At 69.1% G+C, this 24869-nt stretch carries 28 protein-coding genes; 15 read left to right on the plus strand and 13 right to left on the minus strand.

Going from position 1 to position 24869, the window contains the following annotated elements:
• The first annotated feature begins 128 nt into the window (after positions 1 to 128).
• The 7 genes from ABH940_RS16365 to ABH940_RS16395 all read left to right on the plus strand — a co-directional run bounded on the left by ABH940_RS16365 (position 129) and on the right by ABH940_RS16395 (position 4756).
• On the plus strand, positions 129 to 668 hold the full coding sequence (locus ABH940_RS16365) for a hypothetical protein (RefSeq protein ID WP_370066460.1): 540 nt from the start codon (positions 129 to 131) through the stop codon (positions 666 to 668).
• Positions 661 to 1872, plus strand: coding sequence for an MAB_1171c family putative transporter (locus ABH940_RS16370; RefSeq protein WP_370066462.1), 1212 nt, complete (start codon positions 661 to 663; stop codon positions 1870 to 1872). Before ABH940_RS16365 ends, ABH940_RS16370 begins: the two co-directional genes overlap by 8 nt.
• A gap of 281 nt (positions 1873 to 2153) precedes the next feature.
• A complete protein-coding gene (locus ABH940_RS16375) occupies positions 2154 to 3155 on the plus strand; it encodes a C40 family peptidase (RefSeq protein WP_370066464.1) in 1002 nt (333 codons plus the stop codon).
• A 130-nt stretch (positions 3156 to 3285) separates the two neighbouring features.
• Positions 3286 to 3624 (plus strand): hypothetical protein, encoded by a 339-nt coding sequence (locus tag ABH940_RS16380; RefSeq protein ID WP_370066466.1) that lies wholly within the window; start codon positions 3286 to 3288, stop codon positions 3622 to 3624.
• A gap of 18 nt (positions 3625 to 3642) precedes the next feature.
• Positions 3643 to 3864: a hypothetical protein gene (locus ABH940_RS16385; RefSeq protein WP_370066468.1), complete on the plus strand. Its 222-nt coding sequence runs from the start codon at positions 3643 to 3645 to the stop codon at positions 3862 to 3864.
• A 32-nt stretch (positions 3865 to 3896) separates the two neighbouring features.
• Positions 3897 to 4352, plus strand: coding sequence for a hypothetical protein (locus tag ABH940_RS16390; RefSeq protein WP_370066470.1), 456 nt, complete (start codon positions 3897 to 3899; stop codon positions 4350 to 4352).
• Positions 4353 to 4510: 158 nt separating this feature from the next.
• Positions 4511 to 4756 (plus strand): hypothetical protein, encoded by a 246-nt coding sequence (locus tag ABH940_RS16395; RefSeq protein WP_370105499.1) that lies wholly within the window; start codon positions 4511 to 4513, stop codon positions 4754 to 4756.
• A gap of 239 nt (positions 4757 to 4995) precedes the next feature.
• Here ABH940_RS16395 and ABH940_RS16400 read toward each other — a convergent pair whose 3' ends face one another.
• The 3 genes from ABH940_RS16400 to ABH940_RS16410 form a co-directional block, all read right to left on the minus strand.
• The gene (locus tag ABH940_RS16400; RefSeq protein WP_370066474.1) at positions 4996 to 5199 is read right to left on the minus strand and encodes a hypothetical protein; all 204 of its coding nucleotides are present in this window, start codon (positions 5197 to 5199) and stop codon (positions 4996 to 4998) included.
• Positions 5200 to 5354: 155 nt separating this feature from the next.
• Complete coding sequence (locus ABH940_RS16405) at positions 5355 to 5582, minus strand: hypothetical protein (protein ID WP_370066476.1); 228 nt, start codon at positions 5580 to 5582, stop codon at positions 5355 to 5357.
• An 8-nt stretch (positions 5583 to 5590) separates the two neighbouring features.
• Positions 5591 to 5785 (minus strand): helix-turn-helix transcriptional regulator, encoded by a 195-nt coding sequence (locus tag ABH940_RS16410; protein WP_370066478.1) that lies wholly within the window; start codon positions 5783 to 5785, stop codon positions 5591 to 5593.
• Positions 5786 to 6053: 268 nt separating this feature from the next.
• Between ABH940_RS16410 and ABH940_RS16415 the strand changes: the two genes are divergently transcribed.
• From ABH940_RS16415 to ABH940_RS16440, 6 genes are all read left to right on the plus strand, one after another.
• On the plus strand, positions 6054 to 6671 hold the full coding sequence (locus ABH940_RS16415; RefSeq protein WP_370066480.1) for a helix-turn-helix domain-containing protein: 618 nt from the start codon (positions 6054 to 6056) through the stop codon (positions 6669 to 6671).
• 140 nt (positions 6672 to 6811) lie between these two features.
• Complete coding sequence (locus tag ABH940_RS16420; RefSeq protein ID WP_370066482.1) at positions 6812 to 7336, plus strand: hypothetical protein; 525 nt, start codon at positions 6812 to 6814, stop codon at positions 7334 to 7336.
• 422 nt (positions 7337 to 7758) lie between these two features.
• Complete coding sequence (locus tag ABH940_RS16425) at positions 7759 to 8772, plus strand: tyrosine-type recombinase/integrase (protein ID WP_370066484.1); 1014 nt, start codon at positions 7759 to 7761, stop codon at positions 8770 to 8772.
• A 414-nt stretch (positions 8773 to 9186) separates the two neighbouring features.
• Positions 9187 to 10299, plus strand: coding sequence for an ABC transporter ATP-binding protein (locus ABH940_RS16430; protein WP_370066486.1), 1113 nt, complete (start codon positions 9187 to 9189; stop codon positions 10297 to 10299).
• A gap of 187 nt (positions 10300 to 10486) precedes the next feature.
• Positions 10487 to 10915 carry a hypothetical protein gene (locus ABH940_RS16435; protein ID WP_370066488.1) on the plus strand — a complete coding sequence of 143 codons (429 nt, stop codon included), beginning with the start codon at positions 10487 to 10489 and terminating at the stop codon, positions 10913 to 10915.
• A gap of 161 nt (positions 10916 to 11076) precedes the next feature.
• Positions 11077 to 11856, plus strand: coding sequence for an NDP-sugar synthase (locus ABH940_RS16440; RefSeq protein WP_370066490.1), 780 nt, complete (start codon positions 11077 to 11079; stop codon positions 11854 to 11856).
• Positions 11857 to 11978: 122 nt separating this feature from the next.
• Here the strand turns inward: ABH940_RS16440 and ABH940_RS16445 are convergent, their stop codons facing one another.
• The 6 genes from ABH940_RS16445 to ABH940_RS16470 form a co-directional block, all read right to left on the minus strand.
• On the minus strand, positions 11979 to 13604 hold the full coding sequence (locus tag ABH940_RS16445) for a DoxX family protein (protein ID WP_370105500.1): 1626 nt from the start codon (positions 13602 to 13604) through the stop codon (positions 11979 to 11981).
• Positions 13605 to 13852: 248 nt separating this feature from the next.
• On the minus strand, positions 13853 to 14917 hold the full coding sequence (gene rlmB, locus ABH940_RS16450; RefSeq protein ID WP_370066494.1) for a 23S rRNA (guanosine(2251)-2'-O)-methyltransferase RlmB: 1065 nt from the start codon (positions 14915 to 14917) through the stop codon (positions 13853 to 13855).
• A 117-nt stretch (positions 14918 to 15034) separates the two neighbouring features.
• Complete coding sequence (gene cysS, locus ABH940_RS16455; RefSeq protein ID WP_370105501.1) at positions 15035 to 16435, minus strand: cysteine--tRNA ligase; 1401 nt, start codon at positions 16433 to 16435, stop codon at positions 15035 to 15037.
• Positions 16436 to 16574: 139 nt separating this feature from the next.
• Positions 16575 to 17087 carry a 2-C-methyl-D-erythritol 2,4-cyclodiphosphate synthase gene (gene ispF, locus ABH940_RS16460; RefSeq protein WP_370066498.1) on the minus strand — a complete coding sequence of 171 codons (513 nt, stop codon included), beginning with the start codon at positions 17085 to 17087 and terminating at the stop codon, positions 16575 to 16577.
• The gene (gene ispD / locus ABH940_RS16465; RefSeq protein ID WP_370066500.1) at positions 17077 to 17841 is read right to left on the minus strand and encodes a 2-C-methyl-D-erythritol 4-phosphate cytidylyltransferase; all 765 of its coding nucleotides are present in this window, start codon (positions 17839 to 17841) and stop codon (positions 17077 to 17079) included. The genes ispF and ispD overlap by 11 nt, the downstream gene beginning before the upstream one ends.
• 313 nt (positions 17842 to 18154) lie before the next feature.
• Positions 18155 to 18637 (minus strand): CarD family transcriptional regulator, encoded by a 483-nt coding sequence (locus tag ABH940_RS16470; RefSeq protein WP_030255707.1) that lies wholly within the window; start codon positions 18635 to 18637, stop codon positions 18155 to 18157.
• A 360-nt stretch (positions 18638 to 18997) separates the two neighbouring features.
• On the opposite strand from ABH940_RS16470, the gene ABH940_RS16475 reads away from it, so the two are divergent.
• Complete coding sequence (locus ABH940_RS16475) at positions 18998 to 19630, plus strand: hypothetical protein (RefSeq protein WP_370066502.1); 633 nt, start codon at positions 18998 to 19000, stop codon at positions 19628 to 19630.
• 225 nt (positions 19631 to 19855) lie between these two features.
• Here the strand turns inward: ABH940_RS16475 and ABH940_RS16480 are convergent, their stop codons facing one another.
• On the minus strand, positions 19856 to 20542 hold the full coding sequence (locus ABH940_RS16480; protein ID WP_196197415.1) for a response regulator: 687 nt from the start codon (positions 20540 to 20542) through the stop codon (positions 19856 to 19858).
• The gene (locus ABH940_RS16485) at positions 20539 to 21921 is read right to left on the minus strand and encodes a sensor histidine kinase (protein WP_370066505.1); all 1383 of its coding nucleotides are present in this window, start codon (positions 21919 to 21921) and stop codon (positions 20539 to 20541) included. Before ABH940_RS16485 ends, ABH940_RS16480 begins: the two co-directional genes overlap by 4 nt.
• Positions 21922 to 22156: 235 nt before the next feature.
• Between ABH940_RS16485 and phoU the strand changes: the two genes are divergently transcribed.
• Complete coding sequence (gene phoU, locus ABH940_RS16490; protein ID WP_370066507.1) at positions 22157 to 22831, plus strand: phosphate signaling complex protein PhoU; 675 nt, start codon at positions 22157 to 22159, stop codon at positions 22829 to 22831.
• 532 nt (positions 22832 to 23363) lie between these two features.
• Here the strand turns inward: phoU and ABH940_RS16495 are convergent.
• Together ABH940_RS16495 and ABH940_RS16500 are read right to left on the minus strand one after the other, a co-directional pair.
• Positions 23364 to 23801: a GNAT family N-acetyltransferase gene (locus ABH940_RS16495; RefSeq protein ID WP_370066509.1), complete on the minus strand. Its 438-nt coding sequence runs from the start codon at positions 23799 to 23801 to the stop codon at positions 23364 to 23366.
• 233 nt (positions 23802 to 24034) lie between these two features.
• A complete protein-coding gene (locus ABH940_RS16500; RefSeq protein ID WP_370066511.1) occupies positions 24035 to 24793 on the minus strand; it encodes a phosphoglyceromutase in 759 nt (252 codons plus the stop codon).
• Between the last annotated feature and the right edge of the window lie 76 nt (positions 24794 to 24869).

Consider the following 24869-nt stretch of genomic DNA (forward strand, 5'->3'; position numbering starts at 1 on the left):
CCGTCACAATTCGATACCTCCGGCCAACCCTTCGCGATCGTTCGCATACGCTGACTGACGGCCGGGCGAGATGCCAGGTGCTGTGCCATTGCAGCGACCTGGAGCCCGGGGGCAACTGGAGGGCTTGTATGCGCGAGTTGAGGCGATTGCGCGCGTCCTGCTACGAGCGGGTCCGAGGACTGCCAGTTCCCCAGCCCTTTGATCTGCCCCAGTTTCTGGCGTCGGTCGGCGAACACCGCGGCCGACGCATCCAGCTCTTCCTCGTGCCTGGGCTGGCAGCCGGCGACGGCTTCCCCAATGGGTGGTGGACCAAGCTGGACGACGAGGACCAGATCTACGTCGAGCAGAGCACCTCACCGCTTCACCGCGATGCCATCGCGCTTCACGAGGTCGGTCACATGCTCTGCGACCACTACCCCGATGAAGTCCTCGACACAACAGCACTGCGCCAGGCTCTCCCGGATCTGGAGCCAGCGGCCCTGGCGCACATGTTCGCGACCCGGCACAGCTACTCAAAGATCGAGGAGCGCGAAGCCGAGATGGTCGCTTCGCTCCTGATCGAGCGAGCCGGTCTCGGGCACGCCCGCGTGGACGGCAAGCCCTCCAAGCTCATCGACCGCCTGGGCGAGGCACTCGGTCATCCCCTCCGGGACGAACGCTGTGGTTGAGCAGGTCGCCATCGCCCTCCTGTGGCTGGTGGTGATCTGGCGACTTCCGTGCGCTCGGCGCTCACCGATCAAGCGCTCCCTCTGGTGGGCACTGCTCTGGCTCGGCCTGGCGATGACCGCCCACCTGCCGACCGCAATCGCAGCCACCGACAGGTTCGCCGGCATCGCCAACCTGTCAGGCTTGATCGTCTACAGCCTCGGCATCTGCTCCGGTGCAGCCATGCTGGACTGGGTGGCTGCCGTGAGCCCGCCAGCGAGCGCAAGCGGCATGCTCCGCTTTCGCCGGCCGTTCGCGGCAACCGCGATCGGACTGCTTGCTGTGCTGTTCATCGCCGCCCCGTGCCCGGAGGCCCGCGAGTTCGTCGTGGCCGCCGAGGGCGACAAAGCCGCGATCATCGCCGTAGGGACCTTCGAGGTCTACTTCGGGTACGCCATGATCGCCGCAAGCCGCATGCTGTGGGTAGCAGTTGGCAAAGCTACCTCCCGGTGCCTGAACGTGGGCATCTGGTTGATGACGGCTGGCACCTTGGCCGGCTCGCTCTTCACGGTGGGGCGGTGCGCGCTCTTCACGGCCTGGATGGTCGGGCTTCGAATCCCTGGCGGCAACAACCTCGCGCTCTTCGTCACACGAGCGCCCCTGATCCTCGCGGTCCTGCTGATGGTGCTCGGCATCTCGGTACCGACGGTGGAAGCCGGCCGACACAACCTGAGCAAGATCCGGAACCTGCTCGCCCTGCGGCCTCTCTGGAGCGAGCTGACTACCGCGGTCCCCGGCGTCGTCCTCGGCACACCCCCGACTCTCCTCGATGACCTCACCAGGGTCCGGTACCTCAGCATCCGCCTCTTGCGGCGAACGATCGAGATCAGAGACGCCGCGCTGCTGCTTCGCCAGTACGTCAGCTGCGAGGACTGGCGGGCAATCAGGTCGAGCCTGTCAGCGGCCGGCCTGCGCGGCGACGACTTCGAGGCGGCGGCACAGGCGGTGTGGATCGGGCTCGGACTGCGGGCGCGGGAACGTGGCGCCGCTCCAGAGAGCGGCCCTGCGGACCTTCCTGCTCACGGGGCTGCCGAACTCGCTGACGAGGCGCGGTGGCTGCGACGGGTCGCTGCCGCGCGAAAGAGCGCGGCGGTACGCAATGCCGTGGTGGCCCTCGAACGGCACCAGGAGCACTCGCTCGTCTCGGCTGGCCCTGCACACCACTGAACCGCGTTCACGGCCGCACCTGCGCCTCGCCCCACCAGCCTCTCCCCCGACGGCTGGTCGCGATCCGCCTGGCGATCTTCACTCCAGTTGCCATGTATCAGGAATCACATTGATTCCAGTTGACCCGCGCCATTGACGTGAGCCTATGGTTGGCCGACTCAGAATTAGCTGGAGTAAATCAACGGCCTTGGCGGTCTTGCTTCTCGTACCGAGCAGCCGCGTCTCGGGCCCGCGCGTAGGGGTGGCTCGTGAAGAAGATCGTGCAGGCTTGCACTGCTGGCGTGGCTGTCCCATTCGGCCTCGTCATCAGCATCGCCCTTACGGCCGGCGGCGCTTCCGCCGTGACCCCCACCCTCAACGTGGGGGGCGTGGGCTGTGTGACACCCGTAGCGCCGGGAACGATCACCGCGGACGGCCAGTCGCTGACCAGTGAGCAGATCAACAACGCCGCGATCATCTACCAGGTCTCCGGCGGCCTGGGACTGCCACCGCAGGCAGCGGTGATCGCCATCGCCACCGCCATGCAGGAGAGCACCCTGATCAACAGGCCCAACGGCGACCTGGACTCCGTCGGCCTCTTCCAGCAGCGCCCGTCGCAGGGGTGGGGCTCTCCTGCCCAGCTCGTCGATCCGGTCTACGCATCGAAGGCGTTCTTCGCCGCCCTGGTGAAGGTGCCCGGCTGGGAAGCCCTTTCGGTTACGCAGGCCGCCCAGCGCGTACAGAGAAGCGCCTACCCGGACGCCTACGCGAAGTGGGAGGACCTGGCGAAGAGACTGGTCGGAACCGTGAGCGGTGGCGCGGCGAACTGTGCTGGCGCCACCGGGGACGGCAACGGCCAGGCCATCACCAATCCCGTTGCCCTCCCCGCCGGGTTCTCACTTCCGGTCGGCACGCCGGTGCAGGTCGTCACGGCGATCCAGTTCGGCATCAGCAAGCGGGGCATGCCCTACCAGTGGGGCGGCACCGGAGATCCGAGCTACGACTGCTCCGGCCTGATGATGCGGGCCTACGAAGCCGCCGGGATCACGATCCACCGCACCACGTACGAGCAGGTGTACGACGGAACGCCCATTTACTCTGCCGCCCAACTGAAGCCCGGCGACCTGATCTTCGTGGCCGGCTCCGACGGCACCCCCACCAACCCCGGCCACGTCGGCATGTACCTGGGGTCAGACCTCGTCCTTGATGCCCCCCGCACAGGCAAGGACATCCAGATCACCCACTTCAGTGGCGGCTACTGGGACCAGCAGGCGGTCGCGTTCCGCCGCATCGTCCCCTCGTAGGCGATCCGGCTTGTCATCCAGAACCGCAGCAACCTGCGACGATGTGTGGGTGCCCGGATGATTTGTCTGAGCTGTGACACATGACGCCAGCGGGATGGGCCCTTGATGGAGCGTCCGAGAGGAGACGACCGTGAGGCAGACCCGCGAGGTGGAACTGCGCCAGAACCTCCGGCTAATAGCTGGCCTGGTCGGCGGCAGCGTGATGTGTGCCACCCTGGCGCTGCTGGGCTCGTCCTGGCTGTTCTGGCCATCCGCCGGCCTGGTGCTCAGCGCTGCGGCGGTCGCCTGGCGAATCACCGGTAGCCAGCGCTACGGCTACTGGGTCGCCTGGGCTGCTAGCACTGCGGTGTCGCTGATCCTGTGCCGCACGGAGTCGGACACCAGGTGGATGCAGGAGCCCATCACGGCAGTTCTGGCAGTGTGCACACTGATCTTCTTCGTGCAGTGGCGCTCCGCCCTGCGCCGGTGAACCTGGCACTCCCAGGTTGTGGCCGCCGAACAGTCCGGCACATCGGTACCGGCCACCCCACGGTTGAGCTTGAAGACCGGCTGGAAAGTCCGCCTGCTGCTTGATCCGCGACTCGGGATGCGCGTCGGGGAGGACCGGTTGGACGAGTGGCGACAGGCCGGCCAGGACGAGCATGCAGTCTGGGCCAGGGCCCGGTCGTACGGCACTGCCGTGGTGGCCTTGATGCGCGACACCCTCTGAACTATCGCGAGCGAAGCAGCGAGGCTCACCGTATGTATGACCAGCACCACCAGCACCTGTACGACGCAGTTCGCACGGCCCTGCACGACGTCGGATACACGCTCACCGAGCCCGGCACCACTGGCCTCGCCCTCGGCACGCGAGCCGAAGGCGTCGTCCTGACATGGAACCTTGGCCCGCAGCCGCTCACCCCGCCCACGGTCCCGTTCACGGTGCGGCTGTGTGAGTCGGACCGGATCAGCGCCACGACGGCGCTCTTCCTGGCTTCCCAGATGCTGACCACCGAGCTTCAGAACTCCGGCTTCACCCTGGCTGACGACATCGGAGAGGGAGTGCTCGTCACTGCGGCGCCATCCACCAGTTGGGATCGGGCTCCCCACCGCGCCCGCTGGGACGCCGAGACGATCGCAGCCCTCCGCGAGCCCGTCAGCGAGCCGGCCGCCCCGGATCGGCCCCGCAGCCGCGCGCTGTGGTGGCGCCGCCGTTGAGAATGCCGACTGGAACTCCTGGTCAGCGGGACGAAGGGGGCAGCCAGGCGAAGATCGCCCGGCTGCCCCAGCGTCTCTGGTGCCACCTGGTGAAAGCCGTACGCGCAAGCGGGTGAAAGCCAACCCCACCAAGCGTCTCGTCCGGGCATCCTGGGGCGATGAACCGACGAGGACCCCGAAGGAGCCGACGCCGTTCCCGCGTTGCCGCGCTCGGCACCACGCTGCGCGAGCCGGGGGACGACGCCGTGTTGTTCTGGCCCACCGCCGAGGTCCCGCGCCCCGCACCGCCCGAGCCTCTGCCGAGCTGCTGCACGGTCACCCGCACCCGGCGGATCTCGATCGGCGGCACTGTTGTCATCACCACGGCCCACCAGACCGAGTGCGTGATCTGGGGAAGCGGCTGAGAAGTGATCAGCTGAAGGACCGCCTGCGGTGCTGACGCCCCGTGCCGGGCGCTCAGGCGCTCGGGCGCTCACTAGCAGAGCCAGCACTTCCGCCGAGGCCGGGGCGCACCACCAGCATGCGCCGGAACCCGAGATCATTCCTTGGCGCTAACGGCTGAACCACTCTCAAGACCGGCACAGCAGAAGGCCGGCGCGCCCCACCGTAGGACTGTGGGGGCACGCCGGCCTTCTGTCTGTTCTCAGCCTCTGGCGAGGCTGCCCTTGTCGGTGGCAGCCCACTCAGTCGAGGACGGCCATTTCACTCTCACGCCTCCCGGGCGAATGTCGATGATCACTCCGCGGAGGTACTCTCCCGATCCGTCCTTGGCGGTCGAGATCCAGTGACGGCCGATCCAGGCGTGCGGCGGCTGGTCCGCGTAACGGTCGTGGGTGAAGGTCTGCATGATGAGCTCCTGCAATGGTTGGTCTTCGGTCCTCCCGGCGGAGGCCCGGCGTTCGCCTGTTGAACGGACTCACGTTCAGGGAGGCCGGGACGACCCGTTCGGTCCGCTCGGGCCGGGAGGTGATCCGTCGGAGAGGCGGGCGATCTGATCGCCGGTCAACGCGCCTCCCCGTTCCAACCGCGGCTGTCGCGCGTGAGACCGGTGGCCGCCCACAGCCGGACGTCAGCCGGCCGGTACTTCCGCGCCTCGAACGTCTCGATGTACCTGGGGCCGATGCCGACCGTGCCCAGATACCGCAGGTCGGCGGCTGTGATCCCGAGGTAGGAGGCGGCTTGCTCCAACGACCACCAGGGGCGGCGGCAGGCTTCATCCGCAGAGGTCATCGGCCGCTTCATCGGTTGCTCCCGGCGTCGGACGAGCGGGTGTCCAGCCACGCCCGCACATCGCTTGGGTCGTACCGCCGGTGCCGCCCGACCTTGTAGCTCCGCGGGCCGGTGCCCTTCCAGTTCATCTGGTACACCGACTGCTTCGGCACACCGAGGAACGTCGCGACCTCGTCCAAAGTCCACAGCCTGTCCGTACTCATGAGTACTCACATCTCATCTCGTTCGTCATTTCGACAACCAGAGTCGTCGTTTGAACAACCGGGATGAGCATCAACCACACTTGGCCGAGTTGTCAATGCGACGCATGAACTTGTCGATTCGACGCACATGCAAGCCCAAAGACCTGTTCGGCGAGGAGACTGGCGAGCTGCTTGCCGAATCGACATGGCAGCGCGGGTCCGACGCTTGTCGATTGCACAATCGAGAGATGATGGGTAGAGTCGCCGATACGACGAGCAAGGAGGCCAGATGTCCAGCGGCTCGGCTCCACCGACCCTGTCGGTGAGCGACGCGGCAGCGCTCCGGTTGAAGGAAGCCCGCACTCGACGCGGGTGGACCACGAAACAACTGGCAGCCGCATGCCATGAGGCTGGTGCGACCAAGCTGACGGCCCCCGCGCTGAGCAACATCGAGACCGGCCGCCGAGGTGCGGACGGCTTTCGACGGCGCGAATTGTCGATCGACGAAGTCGTGGTCCTGGCGGTGGTACTGGACATCGCTCCAGTCCACCTGCTGGGCCTGCCCGACAGCGCCGAGCCAGGGACGAAGCTCCAGCTGACTCCCGAACTAGCAGTGAGCGACCCGGAGTTGCTGATGGAGTGGTTCTGCGGGCAGAGAGCGCTGCCCGAGAGTGACTCTCGGCAGTTCTACTCGGCGACTCTCCAGCGGATGCCGGCCAACGACGGTCAGCAGGCCATCGCCGACCTCACCCGCTCCGTGCTCCAGGACCGGGCCGCGGCGCTGGCCGAGTCCTTCAACTCGGAGATGGCGGCGACCCTGGAGAAGATCAACGCCGCCGTCCAATCGGGCGCGAGCCCGGAGGAGCTTGCCGCGCTGCTGAGGCCAGGCGAGACCAGCGCGAAGTAGGCCCTACACCACACGGGCGTCCGGCACGGCCGCGACGCCAGTTCAGCAAACCCGATTGCGCGACCAACCGGTCCCGCATCCGCACGGGCAGAGAAGAGGCGATGTTATGGCATGCACCCATCAACGATTGGTAGAAGACCATGTTCCACGCTCGGATCGAGGACCGCGGTAAGCACGCGGACTACCAGAAGGCCGTCGCGCGTGCTCGTACGGCTGGCCGCACGCCGCCGGCCCGCTACCGCATCCGCTGGCGCACCGAGACAGGCCACCTCCGCAGCTTGAGCGTGGCGACTCGGGACCTTGCGAGAGCCATACAAGCCGATATCGCGTACGGCCGGGCTCCGTTGACGCTCAACCGTCTGGTCGACCTCTGGTCCGCAATGCCGGTGAGGCCCACCCGGCCGCTCGCGCCGCCGAGGCTGCCCAACCGCAGACCGCTCGACCTGCACACACTGCCGCGCCTCGGGGCCAAGCTCGCCATCACGATCACCCGAGCGGACATTGAGCACTTGGTCTCGGCGCTTCGCGCCGAGGGTCACCTGAGCCTCGCCACGATCAACGGCATCCTGGCAACGCTCAAGCGTGCCTTGGAGTTTGGCGTCCGGCACGGACACCTGGCCAGCAACCCTGCCCTCGGCGTTCGGCCGATCCCACGGCCGGCCTGATCCCAAGCGCAGGCACCGGGCCCTGACTCATCCACCTACCCGGAGCGGCCACCACTCCGGCGCAAGTGCGGGCCCAACACAAACCATGCAACCCGAAATGCGGCAGAAGCCGCTCATTCGAAACGGGCAGAAAGAAGGAATGGATATGACCATGAACACTGCAAACCAGATCCAGGTGATTTATGTCCCGCGTATGGATAGAAGACCGCATTAACCACGCCGCCTATAAGAAGGCCGTCGCGAAGGCGAAGACGACTGGGCGCAAGCCTCCGGGCCGATTCCGAGTTCGCTGGTACGACCCGAGCGGGAAGGAGCGGATGCTCACCTTCCTTCGGAAGGTTGACGCCGAATCCAAGCGAACCGAAGTCGAGAGCTCTTTTGGTCTCGGAACGTACCGAGACCCTCGGGCCGGACGTACCAAGGTGGCCGAGATCGCCGAAGCCTGGTTCGCCTCAAAGGTCGATCTCCGTCGATCGAGCCGCGCCCGGTATCGGGGCGTCCTGGACCTCCACGTCATTCCCCGCTGGGGCACCACCGCGGTTGCCGATGTGCAGCACGAAGACATCGTGACCTGGCTGGGCAACATCATGGCGGACTCCGTCGCCGCTGCTTCACCTCTGAGCGCGGCGACCATCAGGAAGATCTGGGTTGTCCTTAAGGGCGTCCTCGGATTCGCAGTACGGACGAAGAAAATTGCATACAACCCTGCTATCGGGGTGCCGCTCCCCCGGTACACGCCCGCCGAACACATCTACTTGACCGATGTGCAGGTTGAAGCGCTTGCAGAAGCCTGTGCTGAATACCGGCCTCTCATTCTCTTCCTGGCTTACACCGGTGTCCGATGGGGTGAGGTGACGGCCATTCAGATCAAGCATGTTGACCTGAAAACCAGGCGCGTTCGAATCGCCCAAGCCTGGGGTTCCGACAAAGGCAAGCTCTATCTTGAGGACAGCACCAAAAATCACGAGCGAAGGTCGGTTCCCATTCCAGCGTTCCTAGTGAAGGAGCTGGCACTTGTAATCGCCGAGAGAGACCCGGAGGAATATCTCTTCACTGCTCCGCTGGGCGGTGTCTTGATGTACCGGAACTTCATGCGCCGGCACTACAAGACCGCACTGGTAACGGCCGGGCTGGGCGACATGGGAATCACCCTGCACAAGCTTCGGCACACTGCGGCCTCGCTGGCGATCGCCAGCGGAGCCGACGTCAAGGTGGTCCAGACCATGCTCGGCCACAAGACCGCGACGCTGACCCTGGACACGTACGGTCACCTCTGGCCCGACCGCCTGGACGAGGTCTCCGACCGTCTCGACGCCCAGCGGACCAAGGCGCTGGAGAAGGCCAGGAAGAAGGCCGAGAAGGCGGCGCGGAAGGCCCAGCAGCTCGCCGAGCAGCTCGCCGCTCTGGAGACCGGCGGACTCGCCTCGGCGGCCTGATGCGTGCTGAATGCGTGCTGTAACGACAGAGGCCCTTCCATCGTCTCGACGGAAGGGCCTCTGACCAGGCAGTTTGTCGGGCCTCCCGGCCCAAGCCGGGCGATGAGCACCGCCTTACAAGAGCGGTGCTCTGGCCAACTGAGCTAAGGAGGCGCGCTTGGCAGTGTACCGGGCGGGGAGGGTGGGCGTGGTGCGGAATTGGTCGTGCGCGAGGGGCTGACAAGCGGATGGTCCGACCGGTACCGTCGCCTGAAGTTCACTCTGCGATGTGGACTAGACCTCCCGGTGAACCGTGCCGCTCCGGCGGACGTGTGCGGGGCGCAGGCGGGGCGAGCAGGGCCACAACTTCATACCACCCCACCCCCTTTACTCGGATCGTCCGGCACGTTCCTGCCGGTGAAGTGGAGCAGAACCATGCCTACGGTGACGTTCGACAAGGCCACCCGTGTCTACCCCGGTGGAGAGAAGCCCGCGGTCGACGCGCTCGACCTGGAGATCGCGGACGGGGAGTTCCTCGTCCTGGTCGGCCCCTCCGGCTGTGGCAAGTCCACCAGCCTGCGCATGCTGGCCGGACTGGAGGACGTGAACGGCGGGGCCATTCGCATCGGTGACCGAGACGTCACCCACCTCCCGCCCAAGGACCGGAACATCGCCATGGTGTTCCAGAACTACGCGCTGTACCCCCACATGTCCGTCGCCGAGAACATGGGCTTCGCCCTCAAGATCGCCGGCGTGAACAAGGCCGAGATCCGCCAGAAGGTGGAGGAGGCCGCGAAGATCCTCGACCTGACCGAGTACCTGGACCGCAAGCCGAAGGCGCTGTCCGGCGGTCAGCGTCAGCGTGTCGCCATGGGTCGCGCCATCGTGCGTGAGCCGCAGGTCTTCCTGATGGACGAGCCGCTGTCCAACCTGGACGCGAAGCTCCGCGTGCAGACGCGTACGCAGATCGCCTCGCTCCAGCGCCGCCTCGGCATCACCACCGTCTACGTCACCCACGACCAGGTCGAGGCCATGACGATGGGCGACCGGGTCGCGGTCCTCAAGGACGGTCTGCTGCAGCAGGTCGACACCCCGCGCAACATGTACGACCGGCCCGCCAACCTCTTCGTCGCCGGCTTCATCGGCTCGCCCGCGATGAACCTGATCGAGGTCCCGATCGTCGACGGCGGCGTGCAGTTCGGCGGCATCGTGGTCCCGGTCTCCCGCGAGGCGCTGGCCGAGGCCTCCGCCGCCGGGGACACCACGCTCACGCTCGGCGTCCGCCCGGAGCACCTCGACGTGGTCTCCGAGGGCGACGCGCTCGCCAAGGGCGGCACCGGCCTGGCCGTGACCGTCAACGTCGTCGAGGAGCTCGGCGCCGACGGCTACGTCTACGGCTCCGCGACCGTCGGCGAGGAGACGAAGGACCTGGTCGTCCGGGTCGGCGGCCGGTCCGTCCCGCTGCGTGGCGACGTGCTGCACGTCGTGCCGCGCGAGGGCGAGCGTCACCTGTTCTCCACCAAGACGGGCACCCGTCTGGGCGACTGACGTCCGGGTCGGTCCCACATCGGAGACAACCGGAGACAACCGACGTCAGACGCACTCCGAAGCAAGGCGTCGAAGCCGCCCGTTCCCCCGGGCGGCTTCGGGCTTTTCGGGAGAATTCCGGCGCGATACTCACTCGTTGGAGTGACGCAATGTCGCCAAATCATCACAGGTCGCTAGCATCGCCGTCGTGAAGCAGCTAGCCCGCCGCATCGGCCGATCACTTGCCTTCGTCCTGCCGCTCGTCCTGGTGACGACCGGCACCCTCGCGGTGGCCCGCGTCTCCTGGGCCCCATCGGCAAACGCCGACGTCCAGTCGCTGACCGCCGCAGCCGCCCAGCCCGCCCCCGCGCAGGGCGACAGCACCGCGCCGCAGGACGCCCTCCGGGCACGCCTGCTGCGGGAGTTGACGACCAGGAACCCCGGCGTCGCCCTCGACGACCTGGAGAGCACCATGGACCGCCAGCCGTCGCTGCGGGCGTTCTGCTCCTCCATCGCGCGGGACCTCGGCCAGGCCGCCGTCCGCAAGTACCACGGCGACGTGCAGAAGGCGCTCACCTACGCCCGCCCCGTCTGCGACGCCTCCTTCGCCGCCGGATCCCTGTCTCCGACGGCCTGACCCAGGCCGGACCCCGCCGGACCCCGGCCCGACCCTGGCGCGCCCCCCACAGAACCCTGGGTACCGGTTTCACCGGTGCTCAGGGTTCCCGCGTCGGCCGCCCGTCGGGGCTGCTCCTGGCACCGGCGTACACCTCCGCCCACAGGGCCTAGGGTGGCGCCATGACCGACGAGAATCTCATCCCCTCAGCCGGGCAGTCGCCGCTGGCAGCGCCCACCGTGACCCAGGCCGTCATCCTGGCCGGCGGACAGGGCTCCCGCCTCCGCCCCTACACCGACACCCGGCCCAAGCCGATGATCGAGATCCCCGGAACCGGCGTCCCGATCGTCGGCCACCAGCTGCAGTGGCTGGCGGAGGAGGGCGTCACCGACGTCGTCATCTCCTGTGGTTACCTCGCGGACGTCCTGCAGGACTGGCTGAAGGCCGCCGACCTGCCGCTGAACGTCACCACGGTCGTCGAGACCGAGCCGCTGGGACGCGGCGGCGGCCTGAAGTTCGCGGCGGCGTCGCTGCCGCGCCACAGCGAGCCCTGGTACGCCACCAACGGCGACATCTGGACCCGGTTCCCGCTCCGCGACATGGCGGACTTCCACACCGCCCGCGACGCCCACGCGACGCTCGCCCTGGCCCGTCCCCGCCTGCCGTGGGGCACCGTGGACGTGGACCAGTTCGGCAACATCCTGGACTTCATCGAGTCCCCGCCGTCGCCCTACCTGATCAACGCGGGCGTCTACGTCTTCTCCGCCGACTTCGCGGGCATGCTGCCGGACCTCGGCGACCACGAGCGGACCACCTTCCCCCGCTTGGCGCGTGAGCACCGCCTCTCCGGCTACGAGCTCCCGCAGGGTGTCTACTGGCGCGCCATCGACACCGCCAAGGACCTCCACGAGGCCGCCAAGGAGCTCGCGTCGACCCGTGCCGCCGTGGAGGCGGACGCCTAAGGACGCGTAGGGACACAGAGGCACAGAAGGGAAGGGCGGGGAACCGGTGACCGGTTCCCCGCCCTTCCCTTCTGCCCGTCTGCCCCTCTGCCCTTCTACCTGCCGCGTACGCGCTCTGCGGGCTACCCCAGCAGGCCGCCGATCACGCCGTTGGGGTTGCCCGGGCTCTGCCCGGGACTCGGCTTGTGCGAGCGGCTGGAGCCGCTCGTGCCGGAACTGGAGCCGGAACTGCCCCCCGTGCCGTAGCCGGTGGGCGAGCTGCCCAGGGACGACGACGAGGACGTGGACGACGTCGCCCCCGTGCTGCCGCTGTGGTGCTTGTGCGAGCTGGACGGCGACGGCTTGGCGCTCGCCGAGCCCGGGCCGGAGTGGCCCGACTTGCCGCTCGTCGGCACGGAGGCCACCGGGACCGGAATCGCTCCACTCGGCCAGACGTCGCTCGGCGTGGACTGGCTCGGCGAGGGCGTGGGCGTCTCGGACGGGACCGAGGTGGTCTGGCTCACGTGCGAGGCGCGAACTGCCGCGCCCAGCACGGAACCCAGCAGGAAGGTCGTGCCGATGACGACCGTCGCCAGCACCACCCCGCGCCGCAGCACTCGGCGCCGCAACTGCTGCACCTCCGCGTGCTCGCCGAGCCGACGCCACGCCTCCAGGTGCAGCCAGCCGTCCAGCGAGAACATCGGCGCACCAGCCAGCAGCAGCGGGCTCCATGCGGCCAGAAAGATGATCTCCGGCGTGTCGTAGACCGGCACGGCGCGCCAACTGACCGTCACCAACAGGGCGACCGACAGCATCATGGCCACCGCCGCGCTGGCCCGCTGCCACAGGCCGAGGATCGCCAGCACGCCGACGTTGATCTGGACGAACGCCACCACCAGGCCCGCGCCCACCGGGTGGTCCATGGCCAGCGCCAGCAGCGGTTGCGCGACGCTCCACGGGTGCAGGGCCTGCAGCCAGTGCATCATCGAGCCGCGAGCGCCGCCGTCGAAGTAGACGGGGTCGCAGAGCTTGCTGAAGCCCGCGTAGACCGAGATGCAGCCGAGGAAGACGCGCAGCGGCAGCAGCACCAGGCCGAGGTCGACGCGCTTGCCCGGGTACCAGGCGTGGTGCTGCGCGGTGGAGGCAGCGGGCGTGTCGGGAAGCGGAGGACGCCGCGCTGCCGGCTCGAAGACCCGGACGCCGTCGAGGTCGGCAAAGCCGGAGAAGCCCGCGAAGTCCTCGTAGTTCTCGAGCTCGTCGAAGTCGACCTGGGTCATCTGCTGGGTCGACTCCATGTCGCCCAGCGCGACGCCACGGCCGCCGCCCTCGGACGCCCGGCCGGCCGCCTGGGCAGGGACGCCCCGCGGCGGTACGGCGAGGTCGAGTTGGCCGGTGTAGGTGATCGGCACCACGCGCCCGCGTCGGCGGGGCATCGTGGCGACCGCACCCGTCAGCCCGGGGACGGCGACGGAGCCGGGGATCCCGACCGCTCCGCCGGCGGCAACTCCCGCCGCAGCGCCCGCGCGTGCCGGACCGGCGAACGTGCCTGCCCCCACCAGGGCGGAGTCACGCGACATCGCGCCGACGAGGCCCGGGGCGATCAACGACCCCTCGGGTGGGCTGAACCGCACTCGGAAGCTCGCGGTGGTGATGTTCAACCGCGTCGGGTCCGACGGCACCTTGACCGTGTTGAGCGTCGCCTCACCAGCATCGGCCCCACCGGCGGAGGCCGCCCGGGGACGGGGACGGGTACGTGTTCTGGTGTCCACGCTCCTCTAACCGACTGAAGGGCCGGAAGGACACTCCCGGTTGACGGAAGTGGACGGAGTTGACAAAAGTCCGCCAAGAGCGGCCACGTCCGAACTCCGAACGGACACACGACGCGTAAGGCCGGCCACCGTAGCGGCCGGCCATTGACGCATCCCCACCGGGGAGTTCAGGCGGGGACCAGGTCAGCTGGAAGACGTCAGCTGGAGCAGGTCGACCGGGCCAGGTGAAACGGCCCGGGCGAAAAGGCTCAGCCCTTGTCGGCCTTGCCGGCCTTGGCCGCCTTCTCGGTCTTGGCTGCCTTGGACGACTTCGCGGGCTTGTCGGCCTTGGCTGCCGTGGCGCGCAGGCGCGCGGCCTCGTAGAGCACGATGCCCGCCGCCACACCGGCGTTGAGCGACTCGGCCTGACCCGGCATCGGGATACGGACCGTCAGATCACAGGTCTCGGAGACCAGTCGGGACAGTCCCTTGCCCTCCGAACCGATCACGATGACCACCGGTCCGGTCAGCGCGTCCAGGTCGACCACGTCGTGCTCACCGTCGGCCGCCAGGCCGACCACGAAGCAACCCGCCTTCTGGTACGACTCCAGCGCACGCGTCAGGTTGCTGGCGCGCGCGACCGGCACGCGCGCCGCAGCGCCCGAGGAGGTCTTCCACGCCCCCGCCGTCATCCCGGCCGAGCGGCGCTCGGGGACGACCACGCCGTGCCCGTCGAACGCGGCGACGGAACGGACGACCGCACCGAGGTTGCGCGAGTCGGTGATGCCGTCCAGCGCCACGATCAGCGCGTTGTCGCGGTTGACCGCGGCGGCGGCGAGCAGGTCGTCCGGGTGCGCGTACTCGTACGGCGGCACCTGGAGGATCATGCCCTGGTGGTTGTGGCCCTCGGCGAGGTTGTCGAGCTGCTGCCGCGGCGCCTCCAGCAGCGGGACACCGCGCTCGGTCGCCAGGCTCAGCGCCTCACGGACACGCTCGTCGTTGTCGATGAACTGCTGCACGTAGAGCGCGGACGCGGGCACGTCGCCCTGCAGCGCCTCCACTACCGAGTTGCGCCCGTAGACCAGCTCCGTACCGGCCTTGCCGGTACGGCCCTGGACGCCGCCACGGCGCGTGCCGGACCGCGCACGCGCGTCGGCGGCCCGCTTGGCGGCGGCGTTGGCGGCACGCTGCTTCGGGTGGCCCTTGCGCGCCTCTGCGGGCGGCGTCGGGCCCTTGCCCTCCAGCGCCCGACGGCTGTGGCCACCCGTGCCGACCGACGCGCCCTTCTTCGACCCGGGGTTACGACGGTTCCTGCGCTGGCTGTTGCCGGCCATGGCTGCTGTCCTGCTTCCTTGCTTCTACGCTTTCGCGCTCTGCTACTTCGCTTCGGGGTTGCCCTGTGCGCTGCCGCTCCGGGCTGCGCTGCGTGCTCTACGGCGGTGCGGTACCGGCTACTTGCTGAGAGTCCAGCGCGAACCGTCCGCCCGGTCCTCGATGGTGAGCCCGGCCTGGGAGAGCCGGTCCCGGATGGCGTCGGACGTCGCCCAGTCCTTGCGCTCGCGCGCGGCCTGCCGCTGCTCCAGCACCAGCCTGACCAGCGAGTCCACCACATCGTGCAGGTTGTCCCCGGCGCCCGCGCCGGCACCGGCCCAGAACGGGTCCAACGGGTCCATGCCCAGCACTCCGAGCATGGCACGGACCTCGGCAAGACGCGCGACCGCGCTCTCCTTGTCGTCCGCGGCCAGCGCCGCGTTGCCCTGCCGCACGGCGGTGTGGACGATCGCCATCGCGCCCGGCACGCCGAAGTCCTCGTCCATCGCCTCCGCGAACGCCGGCGGCACGTCCGCGGCCGGCTCGACCTGGCCGTGCAGTTCGAGGACGCGCTCGATGAAGCCCTCGATCCGGGCGAACCCGGTCTCCGCCTCGCGCAGCGCCTCCTCGCTGTACTCGATGGTGGACCGGTAGTGCGGCGTGCCCAGGTAGTAGCGCAGCACGATCGGACGCCAGTTGGCCACCATCTCGGAGACCAGCACCGAGTTGCCGAGCGACTTGCTCATCTTCTCGCCGCTGAGGGTCACCCAGGCGTTGTGCAGCCAGTAGGCGGCGAAGTCGTCGCCGTAGGCCTTGGACTGGGCGATCTCGTTCTCGTGGTGCGGGAAGATCAGGTCCCGGCCGCCGCCGTGGATGTCGAAGCTGCTGCCCAGGTACTTGTGCGCCATCGCGGAGCACTCCAGATGCCAGCCGGGGCGCCCGTCGCCCCACGGGGTGGGCCAGCTGGGCTCGCCGGGCTTGGTGGCCTTCCACATGGCGAAGTCGCGCGGGTCACGCTTGCCGACCTCGCCCTCGCCCTCGGGCTGACGGAGGTTGTCCAGCTCCTGGTGCGAGAGCGCGAGGTAGTCCGGGTACGAGGTGACGGAGAAGTAGACGTTGCCCTCGGGGGTCGCGTAGGCGTGACCGCGCTCGATGAGCGCCTGCATCATCTCGATCATCTCGGTGACGTGCCCGGTCGCCCGCGGCTCGGCCGTGGGCGGCAGGCACCCGAGGGCGGCGTAGCCGTCGTTGAAGGCACGCTCGTTGGCGTAGCCGATCTGCCACCAGGGCAGGCCCGACTGACGCGACTTGGCGATGATCTTGTCGTCGATGTCGGTCACGTTCCGGACGAAGGTGACGTCGTAGCCGCGGTGGGCGAACCACCGGCGCATGATGTCGAAGTTGAGGCCGGAACGGATGTGACCGATGTGCGGCGCGGCCTGGACGGTCGCTCCGCACAGGTAGATCGAGACGCAGCCCGGTGTGATCGGGACGAAGTCACGGACCTGACCGGAGGCGGTGTCGTGCAGGCGAATGCTCACCCCACCAGGGTAGTGGGCGGGAACCGGTGCCCTGCGCCTGCACGGGCTGACGCCACACGCCTTTATTGCCCGCGTCACACAGAGAGCCAGTTGCAGACGTCAGGTGAGTGCAGCGTCCCCGAGCGTGAAAGGGGAACCCTCAGTACACCAGCGCCGTGGCCACCGCCGTCAGACCTTCCTCACGGCCCGGGAAGCCCAGCCCGTCCGTCGTCGCGCCCGCGACCGAGACCGGCGCACCGACTGTCGCGGAAAGCAACTCCTGCGCCTCCGCGCGCCGCTTGCCGACCTTCGGCACGGGGCCGACGACCTGGACCGCGACGTTGCCGATCTCGAAGCCCGCCTCGCGGACGATCCGTGCGGCCTCTGCGAGCAGCTTCACGCCGGGCGCGCCCGCCCACTCGGGACGGTCCGTCCCGAAGTGCGCGCCGAGGTCGCCGAGGCCCGCCGCCGAGAACAGCGCGTTGCAGGCCGCGTGGGCGACGACGTCCGCGTCGGAGTGGCCGTCCAGGCCGAAGGAGTAGCCCTCCCAGCGCAGACCGGCCACCCACAGCTCGCGACCCTCGGCGAACGCGTGGGTGTCCACGCCGATCCCGGTGCGCGGCAGACGGGGAAGACCGGCAAGGCCGGGAAGTCGGGTGCCCTCAGAACTCATCGCGGGACCTCCGTCGGGCCAGAACCGCCTCCGCCAGGACCAGGTCCAGCGGGCGGGTCACCTTGAACGCCTCCTCGTGGCCGGGCACGACCACGACCCGGCCGCCGAACCGCTCGACCAGGCCCGCGTCGTCGGTCGCGTCGACACCCTCGGCGACTGCCTTGGCGTGGACGCGGTCGAGGACGTCGCGGCGGAAGCCCTGGGGCGTCTGCACCGCGCGCAGGGTCGACCGGTCGGGTGTGGCGATGACGGGCTCCGGTCCGCCGGGCGCGGCGGGTGCGCCGACCTGCTTGACCGTGTCGGCCAGCGGGACGGCCGGAACGACCGCCTCGGCGCCCTCCGCGACGGCGCGGGCCACGGCGTCGACCACGTCGACCGGAACCAGCGGGCGGGCGGCGTCGTGGACGAGCACCACGTCGACGTCCTCCGGGAGCGCGGCGAGGCCTGCCCGGACGGACTCCTGACGGGTCGCGCCACCGGGCACCACGACGAGGACGGCGTTCTCACGCTCGCCGAGCGCATCAGCGAGGAGGGCGCGCACCTCGGCGACGCCGTCCGCGGGTGCGACCACGACGACGCGGCCGACGGCACGCGAACGCGCCAGCGCACGGACGGCGTGCACCAGGATCGGCACCCCGCCGAGCTCGCGCAGCGCCTTCGGGGCGCCTGGCCCGAGGCGCTCGCCCCGGCCGGCGGCGGGAACCACTGCTGCGGCGTTCAGGTTTGGTCCCTTCAGGGATGTGGGTATGGCCATGGCGTGCCGGGCTCAGCGCCCTTCCGTGAAGCCCCACTTGTGCTTGCGTCCGGCACTCGCACCACACGCACCACAGCTCTGAGCTCCGCCTTCACCACACGCACCACGCACGCAGGACTGACGCCGCGTGGCGCGTGCGACAACGCACGCCTCAGCGCCCGGCGACGGCATCGCCAGGCGCTGAAACGAAACATACCGTGACGTCATACCCGTACGTGCGGACGCACGTACGGAATGCACCACGTACTGACACGCGTACGGACACACGCCGACATTGCGACATGCATGCACAGTCCGAACGCACTCAGGGACCTCAGGAAGCAAGGACCTCGTCGAGCAGCGTCTCCGCCTTGTCCTCGTTGGTGTTCTCGGCGAGCGCAAGCTCACTCACCAGGATCTGGCGTGCCTTTGCCAGCATCCGCTTCTCGCCTGCGGACAGCCCGCGCTCGCGCTCACGTCGCCAAAGGTCGCGCACAACCTCCGCGACCTTGATAACGTCGCCGGAGGCAAGCTTCTCCAGGTTCGCCTTGTAGCGGCGGGACCAGTTGGTCGGCTCTTCGGTATATGGTGCCCGCAGCACCTCGAAGACCCGGTCCAGACCGTCCTGGCCGACCACGTCGCGCACTCCGACGAACTCCGCGTTCTCCGCGGGCACGCGCAGCGTCAGGTCACCCTGCTGCACCTTGAGCACCAGGTAGGTCTTGTCCACACCCTTGATCTGGCGGATTTCGATGGCCTCGATCAGCGCGGCCCCGTGATGGGGGTAGACCACGGTGTCGCCAACCTTGAACGTCATGTGACAGGTACCCCTTCCGTGGCTTTCCAGCCTAACACGATCCGGGCTGTATCAGAAGGGCGTTTCCGCAGGTCAGAGCATATCCGCAGGCTTGACAACCGGCATGATTCCGTGCTGCGACCCCTGTTCGACGGGGGCTTCCCGCAGGTCGGAGCGGTTGTCCACGAACCTGCGGGCATCGCCTCGGCTCGCAACGATCTTGCGTTCGGTGCGTTATGAAACCGTGATCCGATCTTCGTCCGACAGGGTATCGGTCGGCTCTCGAACGCGACACGGGCCACCCCGTGTGGAGCGGATAAAGCCCATCGGTAATCTGAACGCGGCCAGAACCATCAAAACGTTCAAGGAGCACCCTCCGCCGTGAGCCGCACTCTTCGTCGCGGCGCGGTCGCCGCCGTCATCGTCGCGATCGCCCCCGTCCTCGCCGCCTGCTCTGCGGGGTCCAGCGCGGCGACCCTCCAGGTCAAGCCCAACACCGGCGCCACCTCGCTGAGCAACGGCCAGCTGAAGGTCAACGGCGTCGAGGTCGTCGCCGACGCCCAGGGCAACGCCCCCGCCAACGTCGTCGCCAACATCGCCAACAACGAGTCCCAGGCGGAGACCCTGGTCTCGGTGACCGTCGGCGCCACGGCCGCGACGCTGTCCGGCTCGGGCAACATCAACACCCAGGCCAGCCTGATCCTGGGCGGCCCGAGCACCGGCGCCATCCAGGCGACCGTCCCGACGCTCAGCCAGCCGGCCGGCTCCAACATCCCGGTGACCTTCGTCTTCGCCAACGCGGGCTCGGTCACCGTGGACGCCCAGATCCAGAAGGGCTCCGGCCAGTACGCCTCCTACGCCCCGGGCACGCCGAGCCCGACCGCGAGCGCCCTGCCGCACGTCAGCGCCTCCGCCACGGCTCACAAGGGCGGCGGGACCCACAAGCCGGGCAGCAGCGCCACCCCGACGGCCGGCGGCAAGGCGAGCACCCCGGTCTCCAAGCCGACCGCCTGATCCCGGGGTATCCCCGGCAGCCGAGGCACGTCCCGAAGCCAGAGGCCGGGCCCGTCCTGATCAACAGGACGGGCCCGGCCTCAGCCACTTTCGGGTGAAATTGTGGCGCGTCAGGGTCGCGTCCGACCCCGACTGTTCGACGCAGCGCTCGAACCGGGGTCCGACCCGGTGCGCGGATCTGCGACCGGCTGGGTACGCAGGTCAGCGTCCGACCCGGTGCGCCGATCAGGGCTCGAACTTGTAGCCCAGGCCGCGGACGGTCACCAGGTAGCGCGGCGCGCCCGGGTCCGGCTCGATCTTGGCGCGCAGGCGCTTGACGTGGACGTCCAGGGTCTTGGTGTCGCCGACGTAGTCCGCGCCCCAGACCCGGTCGATCAACTGCATCCGGGTGAGCACCCGGCCCGCGTTGCGGAGCAGCATCTCCAGCAGGTCGAACTCCTTCAGCGGCAGGTCGACCTTGGCGCCGTCGACGGTGACCACGTGGCGGTCGACGTCCATCCGGACCGGGCCGGCCTCGAGCGCGCCGGGGCCGCCGGTGGTCTCCTCCGCCTCGCCGCGGCGACGCAGCACCGCGCGGATGCGGGCGACGAGCTCGCGGGTGGAGTAGGGCTTGGTCACATAGTCGTCGGCCCCTATCTCCAGGCCTACGACCTTGTCGATCTCACTGTCCTTGGCGGTGACCATGATCACCGGAACGCTGGACTTGGCGCGCAGCTGGCGGCAGACCTCGGTGCCGGGCAGACCCGGCAGCATCAGGTCCAGCAGCACCAGGTCTGCGCCGTTGCGCTCGAACTGGTCCAGCGCGTCGGGCCCGGTGGCGGCGATCGCCACCTCGAAGCCCTCCTTGCGCAACATGTAGGACAGGGCGTCGCTGAAGGACTCCTCGTCCTCGACAACAAGCACACGGGTCACGGCATGGCCTCCGGGGCGGCGGTAAGGGTGGGAGAGGTGGTCTCGGCCGGGTCGGTCGGATCGGTCAGTTCTGACGGATTCGACGATCCCGACGACTCGACGGCGTGCGGATCCGGCTGCTCGGGCAGGTGAGCCGGTTCCGTCCGGTGGGTGGACGGGTCAGTGGGTGCGTCGACATCGGCGTCAGCGTGGACATCGACGTGGCTTGAGGTGGTCACGAGCCGCCCGGGGAGGTCCCCGGAGGGGAGGCGCAAGGTGAACGTGGACCCCTGGCCCTCGATGCTCCAGACCGAGACCGTGCCGCCGTGGGAGGCGGCCACGTGCTTGACGATGGAGAGGCCGAGGCCGGTGCCGCCGGTCGCCCGGGACCGGGCCGGGTCGACCCGGTAGAAGCGCTCGAAGATGCGCTCCCGGTCCCTCTCGGAGATGCCGACGCCCTGGTCGGTCACCGATATCTCGACCGAGTCCTGCCGGGTGCCGGGCAGCTTGCGGGCCGCGATGGCGACGCGCGTCCGGGCCGGACTGTAGTTGACGGCGTTCTCGACCAGGTTGCCGAGTGCCGCCGCCAGCTGGCCGCGGTTGCCGTAGAGGTGGAGCCCGGCGATACCGCCCGCGGCCATGGTGATCTGCTTGGCCGCCGCCGAGTGGCGGCAGCGGTCCATGGCCTCGGCCACCAGCTCGTCCACCGGCACCAGCTCCGGGTCGACCATGCGCAGGTCGTCCTGGACCCGGGAGAGCTCGATGATCTCCTGGACCAGGCTGGTGAGCCGAGCGGACTCGATGAGCATCCGCCCCGAGAAACGGCGCACCGCCTCGGGGTCGTCGCTGGCGTCCTGGACGGCCTCGGAGAGCAGCGACAGGGCGCCCACCGGGGTCTTCAGCTCGTGCGAGACGTTGGCCACGAAGTCGCGTCTGACCGCCTCGATCCGCCGCGCCTCGGTCAGGTCCTCGACCAGGACCAGCACGAGTCTGGAGCCGAGCGGCGCCACCCGTACCGACACGGCGAGCCCGTCGCCGCCTCCCCCGGCGCGGCGTGGGATGTCGAGATCGGCCTGCCGTATCTCACCGTCACGGCGGGTCAGCCGCGCCATCGCCAGCATCGACTCAACGGCGATCGCGCCCCCGCGCACCAGCCCGAGGGCGTAGGCCGCAGAGCTCGCCTTGATCACCTGGTCGCTCTCGTCGAGCACCACGGCGCAGGAGCGCAGCACTGACAGCACGGTGTCCACACCGGGCGGCAGAGCCGGTTCGTCCTGCTTCTCGGCCCGCTTCGACGGGTGCTGTTCCTTCTCGCTCCAGCGGAAGGCGAGCGCGGCGGTGAGGCCGACTCCGAGCCCGACGATCGCGCTCACGGAGGCGGCGGCCACGTTCACGTCCATGTCCTCAGCGTAAGCGCACCTCGGTGACCTGCAGTGAGCTACGGAGAATGCGCTCAGCCGGAGGATGCCGAGAATTCACCTTCACGTCCCCAGTGGTTCACTCCTGCTGAGGTCCAGGGTTGCCGTGGCCACGCACAGTGGGAACATCTGCCTGATCCGGCGACATCGTCCGTGCTGTCGGACCCGTGTCAGCGGCAGATCCGTGCCACCGGCCCAGTGAGGACTGAGAAGAAGAATGCGCGACGCTTACCACGAGGAACTCGACTCGATCAGCGACGGCCTGGTGGAGCTGGCCCGGCTGGCCGGTTCCGCGATGGGCCGGGCGACGACCGCTCTGCTCGACGCCGACCTGGAGCTGGCCGAGAGCGTGATCGCCGCGGACGAGAAGCTCGACAACCTCCACCACGACCTGGAGAACCGCGCCATCGCGCTGCTGGCCCGCCAGCAGCCGGTCGCCACCGACCTCCGCATCGTCGTCACCTCGCTGCGGATGAGCGCGGACCTGGAGCGCTGCGGCGACCTGGCCCGCCACGTGGCCAAGCTGGCCCGCCTGCGCTACCCCGAGTCCGCCGTCCCCGCCGACCTGCACCCGATCGTGCTGGAGATGGGCCAGCTGGCCCAGCGCATGATCGCCAAGGCCGGCCGGGTCATCGCGACCAAGGACGTGGACGCCGCGCTGGAACTGGAGCGCGACGACGACGCGATCGACGACCTGCACAAGCAGCTCTTCGCCCACCTGCTGGACGACCGCTGGCACCACGGCGTGGAGACCGCGGTGGACGTCACCCTGTGCGGGCGCTACTACGAGCGCTTCGCGGACCACGCGGTGTCGGTGGCCAACCGCGTCGTCTTCCTGGTGACCGGCGAGCACGCGGACGAGTTCGTGGCGGAGGCCCCGGAGGCGGAGTGACCCGGCCTCGCCGGGACCGGGGCGAGGGGAGCCGGGGCGCGGGGTGACTCACCTGCGGTGCTCCGGCAGGGGCGCACGGACGGGCGTACGGGTGAACCCGTACGCCCGTTGACGTTCCGTACACGGGCCGTTTCACTGGGCTACAGGCGCCGATGCCATCCGGCGCCGATCCGTGGAATCCCAGCCAAGGACCCCAACTCCGCTGAGGAGGGCCGTCTCCGTGATCCAGGCTCCGACCCCGCAGACTCCGACTCCCCCGCCGGCCACCGACCCACGCCGTCTCCCACTTCTCGCCGCCTGCGGCTGCGGCTCGGGCTGCGGCTGCGGCTGCCAGTCCGGCGGCAGCTGCCAGTGCGGCGGCTGCCGCAGCCACTGATCGGGCCGACGCCCGGCCGGACCACCCACCCCGTCCGCCACCGAGAAGCCCGTTCCTTCGATCCCTGTCCGAGCCGATGACAGCCGCCTTCTGGCCCTGACCAGTCGTCACGACGCCGTGAGGCCCCGTTCCTCACGGCGTCACGTCGTCACGGCTTCACGCCGTCGCGACGTCGAGCCGCTTGAACATGTGGACGTCCTCGTGGCCGCCGGGGATGCCCTGGGTCCGGCCGGTCTCCACGTACCCGTGACGCTGGTAGAACGCGGGCGCCTGGAAGGTGAACGAGGCCACGGCCACCCGGTCGCAGCCCCGCCGCCGCGCCTCCTCCTCGGCGCCCAGCAGCAGCTTTGTGCCCCAGCCGTCCTTGCGGCTCTCCCCGCGGACCCAGAGCATGCTGATCCCGCAGAGCCCGGCCCACGTCCAGGCGGCGAGGCCCCCGACGACCTCCCCTGCCCCGTCGACGACCTTCAGCGAGAACGCGCCCTGGTCGGCGGCCGAGGTGCCGGTCGCGGCGAAGTTGTACTCGTCCAGGCCTCGTTCGAGGATCTCGTTCAGCTCCGGATCGCGGTCACCGGTCAGCAACTCGTAGGTCATGCCGCGATCCTAGGGTTCCCGTCGTGCGTCCACGACGCGTCGAGCAAGCGGTTGACCATCCGTCAGATCCCGCGGGTCAGGTCCAGTACGGGCGAGCCTTTCGCTCATGACTGCTGGACGCTGGCGCGACACGGAGCATGATCGCGCGGCCTGACGGCCCACAGACGGCCCAAGGCAAGAGAAGGCCCCCATCCGCGCTGTTCGCGCAGGTGGGGGCATGATCACGCAAGTGGCTACTTCTTGCCCTGGTTCTTGACGGCCTCGATGGCCGCGGCGGCGGCGGCCGGGTCGAGGTAGCGGCCGCCCTTGGTGATCGGCTTGAAGTTCTCGTCCAGCTCGTAGAGGAGCGGGATGCCGGTGGGGATGTTCAGGCCCGCGATGTCCTCGTCGGAGATGTCGTCGAGGTGCTTGACCAACGCGCGCAGCGAGTTGCCGTGGGCGGTGACCAGGACCGTGCGGCCGTCGGCCAGGTCCGGGACGATGCTGTCGTACCAGTACGGCAGCATGCGGTGGACGACGTCCTTGAGGCACTCGGTCCGCGGGCGGATGTCGGCCGGAAGCTCCGCGTAGCGCGGGTCGTCCGCCTGCGAGAACTCCGAGTCGTCGGCCAGGGGCGGCGGCGGGGTGTCGTAGGAGCGGCGCCACAGCATGAACTGCTCCTCGCCGAACTCGGCGAGGGTCTGCGCCTTGTCCTTGCCCTGGAGCGCGCCGTAGTGGCGCTCGTTCAGGCGCCAGCTGCGGTGCACCGGGATCCAGTGGCGGTCCGCCCGGTCCAGGGCGATCTGCGCGGTGCGGATCGCCCGGCGGAGCAGGGAGGTGTGCAGGACGTCGGGAAGAAGACCCTCCGCGGCGAGCAGCTCGCCACCGCGTACAGCCTCCTTCTCACCCTTCTCGTTCAGGTCGACGTCGACCCAGCCGGTGAAGAGGTTCTTCTCGTTCCACTGGCTCTCGCCGTGACGGAGCAGCACAAGACGGTAGGGAGCTTCAGCCATGGCCCCGAGCCTAGTCCAGGTGCCAATTCGCTGGCGCGCCCGCCCACCGAGTCGGTAGCGTGCGGACAGACTGTCT

The sequence above is a fragment of the Streptacidiphilus sp. BW17 genome (genome assembly GCF_041262485.1).
In the GTDB taxonomy this organism is placed as follows: Bacteria; Actinomycetota; Actinomycetes; order Streptomycetales; family Streptomycetaceae; genus Streptacidiphilus.

What these genes read in the sequence shown, in the direction of transcription:
- ispD (WP_370066500.1), bottom strand. Translation starts at nt 17,841, where the DNA reads ATGGCCATACCCACATCCCTGAAGGGACCAAACCTGAACGCCGCAGCA.
- ABH940_RS16470 (WP_030255707.1), bottom strand. Translation starts at nt 18,637, where the DNA reads ATGACGTTCAAGGTTGGCGACACCGTGGTCTACCCCCATCACGGGGCC.
- ABH940_RS16495 (WP_370066509.1), bottom strand. Translation starts at nt 23,801, where the DNA reads ATGACCTACGAGTTGCTGACCGGTGACCGCGATCCGGAGCTGAACGAG.
- ABH940_RS16415 (WP_370066480.1), top strand. Translation starts at nt 6,054, where the DNA reads ATGTCCAGCGGCTCGGCTCCACCGACCCTGTCGGTGAGCGACGCGGCA.
- ABH940_RS16500 (WP_370066511.1), bottom strand. Translation starts at nt 24,793, where the DNA reads ATGGCTGAAGCTCCCTACCGTCTTGTGCTGCTCCGTCACGGCGAGAGC.
- phoU (WP_370066507.1), top strand. Translation starts at nt 22,157, where the DNA reads ATGCGCGACGCTTACCACGAGGAACTCGACTCGATCAGCGACGGCCTG.
- rlmB (WP_370066494.1), bottom strand. Translation starts at nt 14,917, where the DNA reads ATGGCCGGCAACAGCCAGCGCAGGAACCGTCGTAACCCCGGGTCGAAG.
- ABH940_RS16365 (WP_370066460.1), top strand. Translation starts at nt 129, where the DNA reads ATGCGCGAGTTGAGGCGATTGCGCGCGTCCTGCTACGAGCGGGTCCGA.
- ABH940_RS16405 (WP_370066476.1), bottom strand. Translation starts at nt 5,582, where the DNA reads ATGACCTCTGCGGATGAAGCCTGCCGCCGCCCCTGGTGGTCGTTGGAG.
- ABH940_RS16420 (WP_370066482.1), top strand. Translation starts at nt 6,812, where the DNA reads ATGTTCCACGCTCGGATCGAGGACCGCGGTAAGCACGCGGACTACCAG.
- ispF (WP_370066498.1), bottom strand. Translation starts at nt 17,087, where the DNA reads ATGAGTTCTGAGGGCACCCGACTTCCCGGCCTTGCCGGTCTTCCCCGT.
- ABH940_RS16430 (WP_370066486.1), top strand. Translation starts at nt 9,187, where the DNA reads ATGCCTACGGTGACGTTCGACAAGGCCACCCGTGTCTACCCCGGTGGA.
- ABH940_RS16485 (WP_370066505.1), bottom strand. Translation starts at nt 21,921, where the DNA reads ATGGACGTGAACGTGGCCGCCGCCTCCGTGAGCGCGATCGTCGGGCTC.
- ABH940_RS16440 (WP_370066490.1), top strand. Translation starts at nt 11,077, where the DNA reads ATGACCGACGAGAATCTCATCCCCTCAGCCGGGCAGTCGCCGCTGGCA.
- ABH940_RS16390 (WP_370066470.1), top strand. Translation starts at nt 3,897, where the DNA reads ATGTATGACCAGCACCACCAGCACCTGTACGACGCAGTTCGCACGGCC.
- ABH940_RS16400 (WP_370066474.1), bottom strand. Translation starts at nt 5,199, where the DNA reads ATGCAGACCTTCACCCACGACCGTTACGCGGACCAGCCGCCGCACGCC.
- ABH940_RS16395 (WP_370105499.1), top strand. Translation starts at nt 4,511, where the DNA reads ATGAACCGACGAGGACCCCGAAGGAGCCGACGCCGTTCCCGCGTTGCC.
- ABH940_RS16410 (WP_370066478.1), bottom strand. Translation starts at nt 5,785, where the DNA reads ATGAGTACGGACAGGCTGTGGACTTTGGACGAGGTCGCGACGTTCCTC.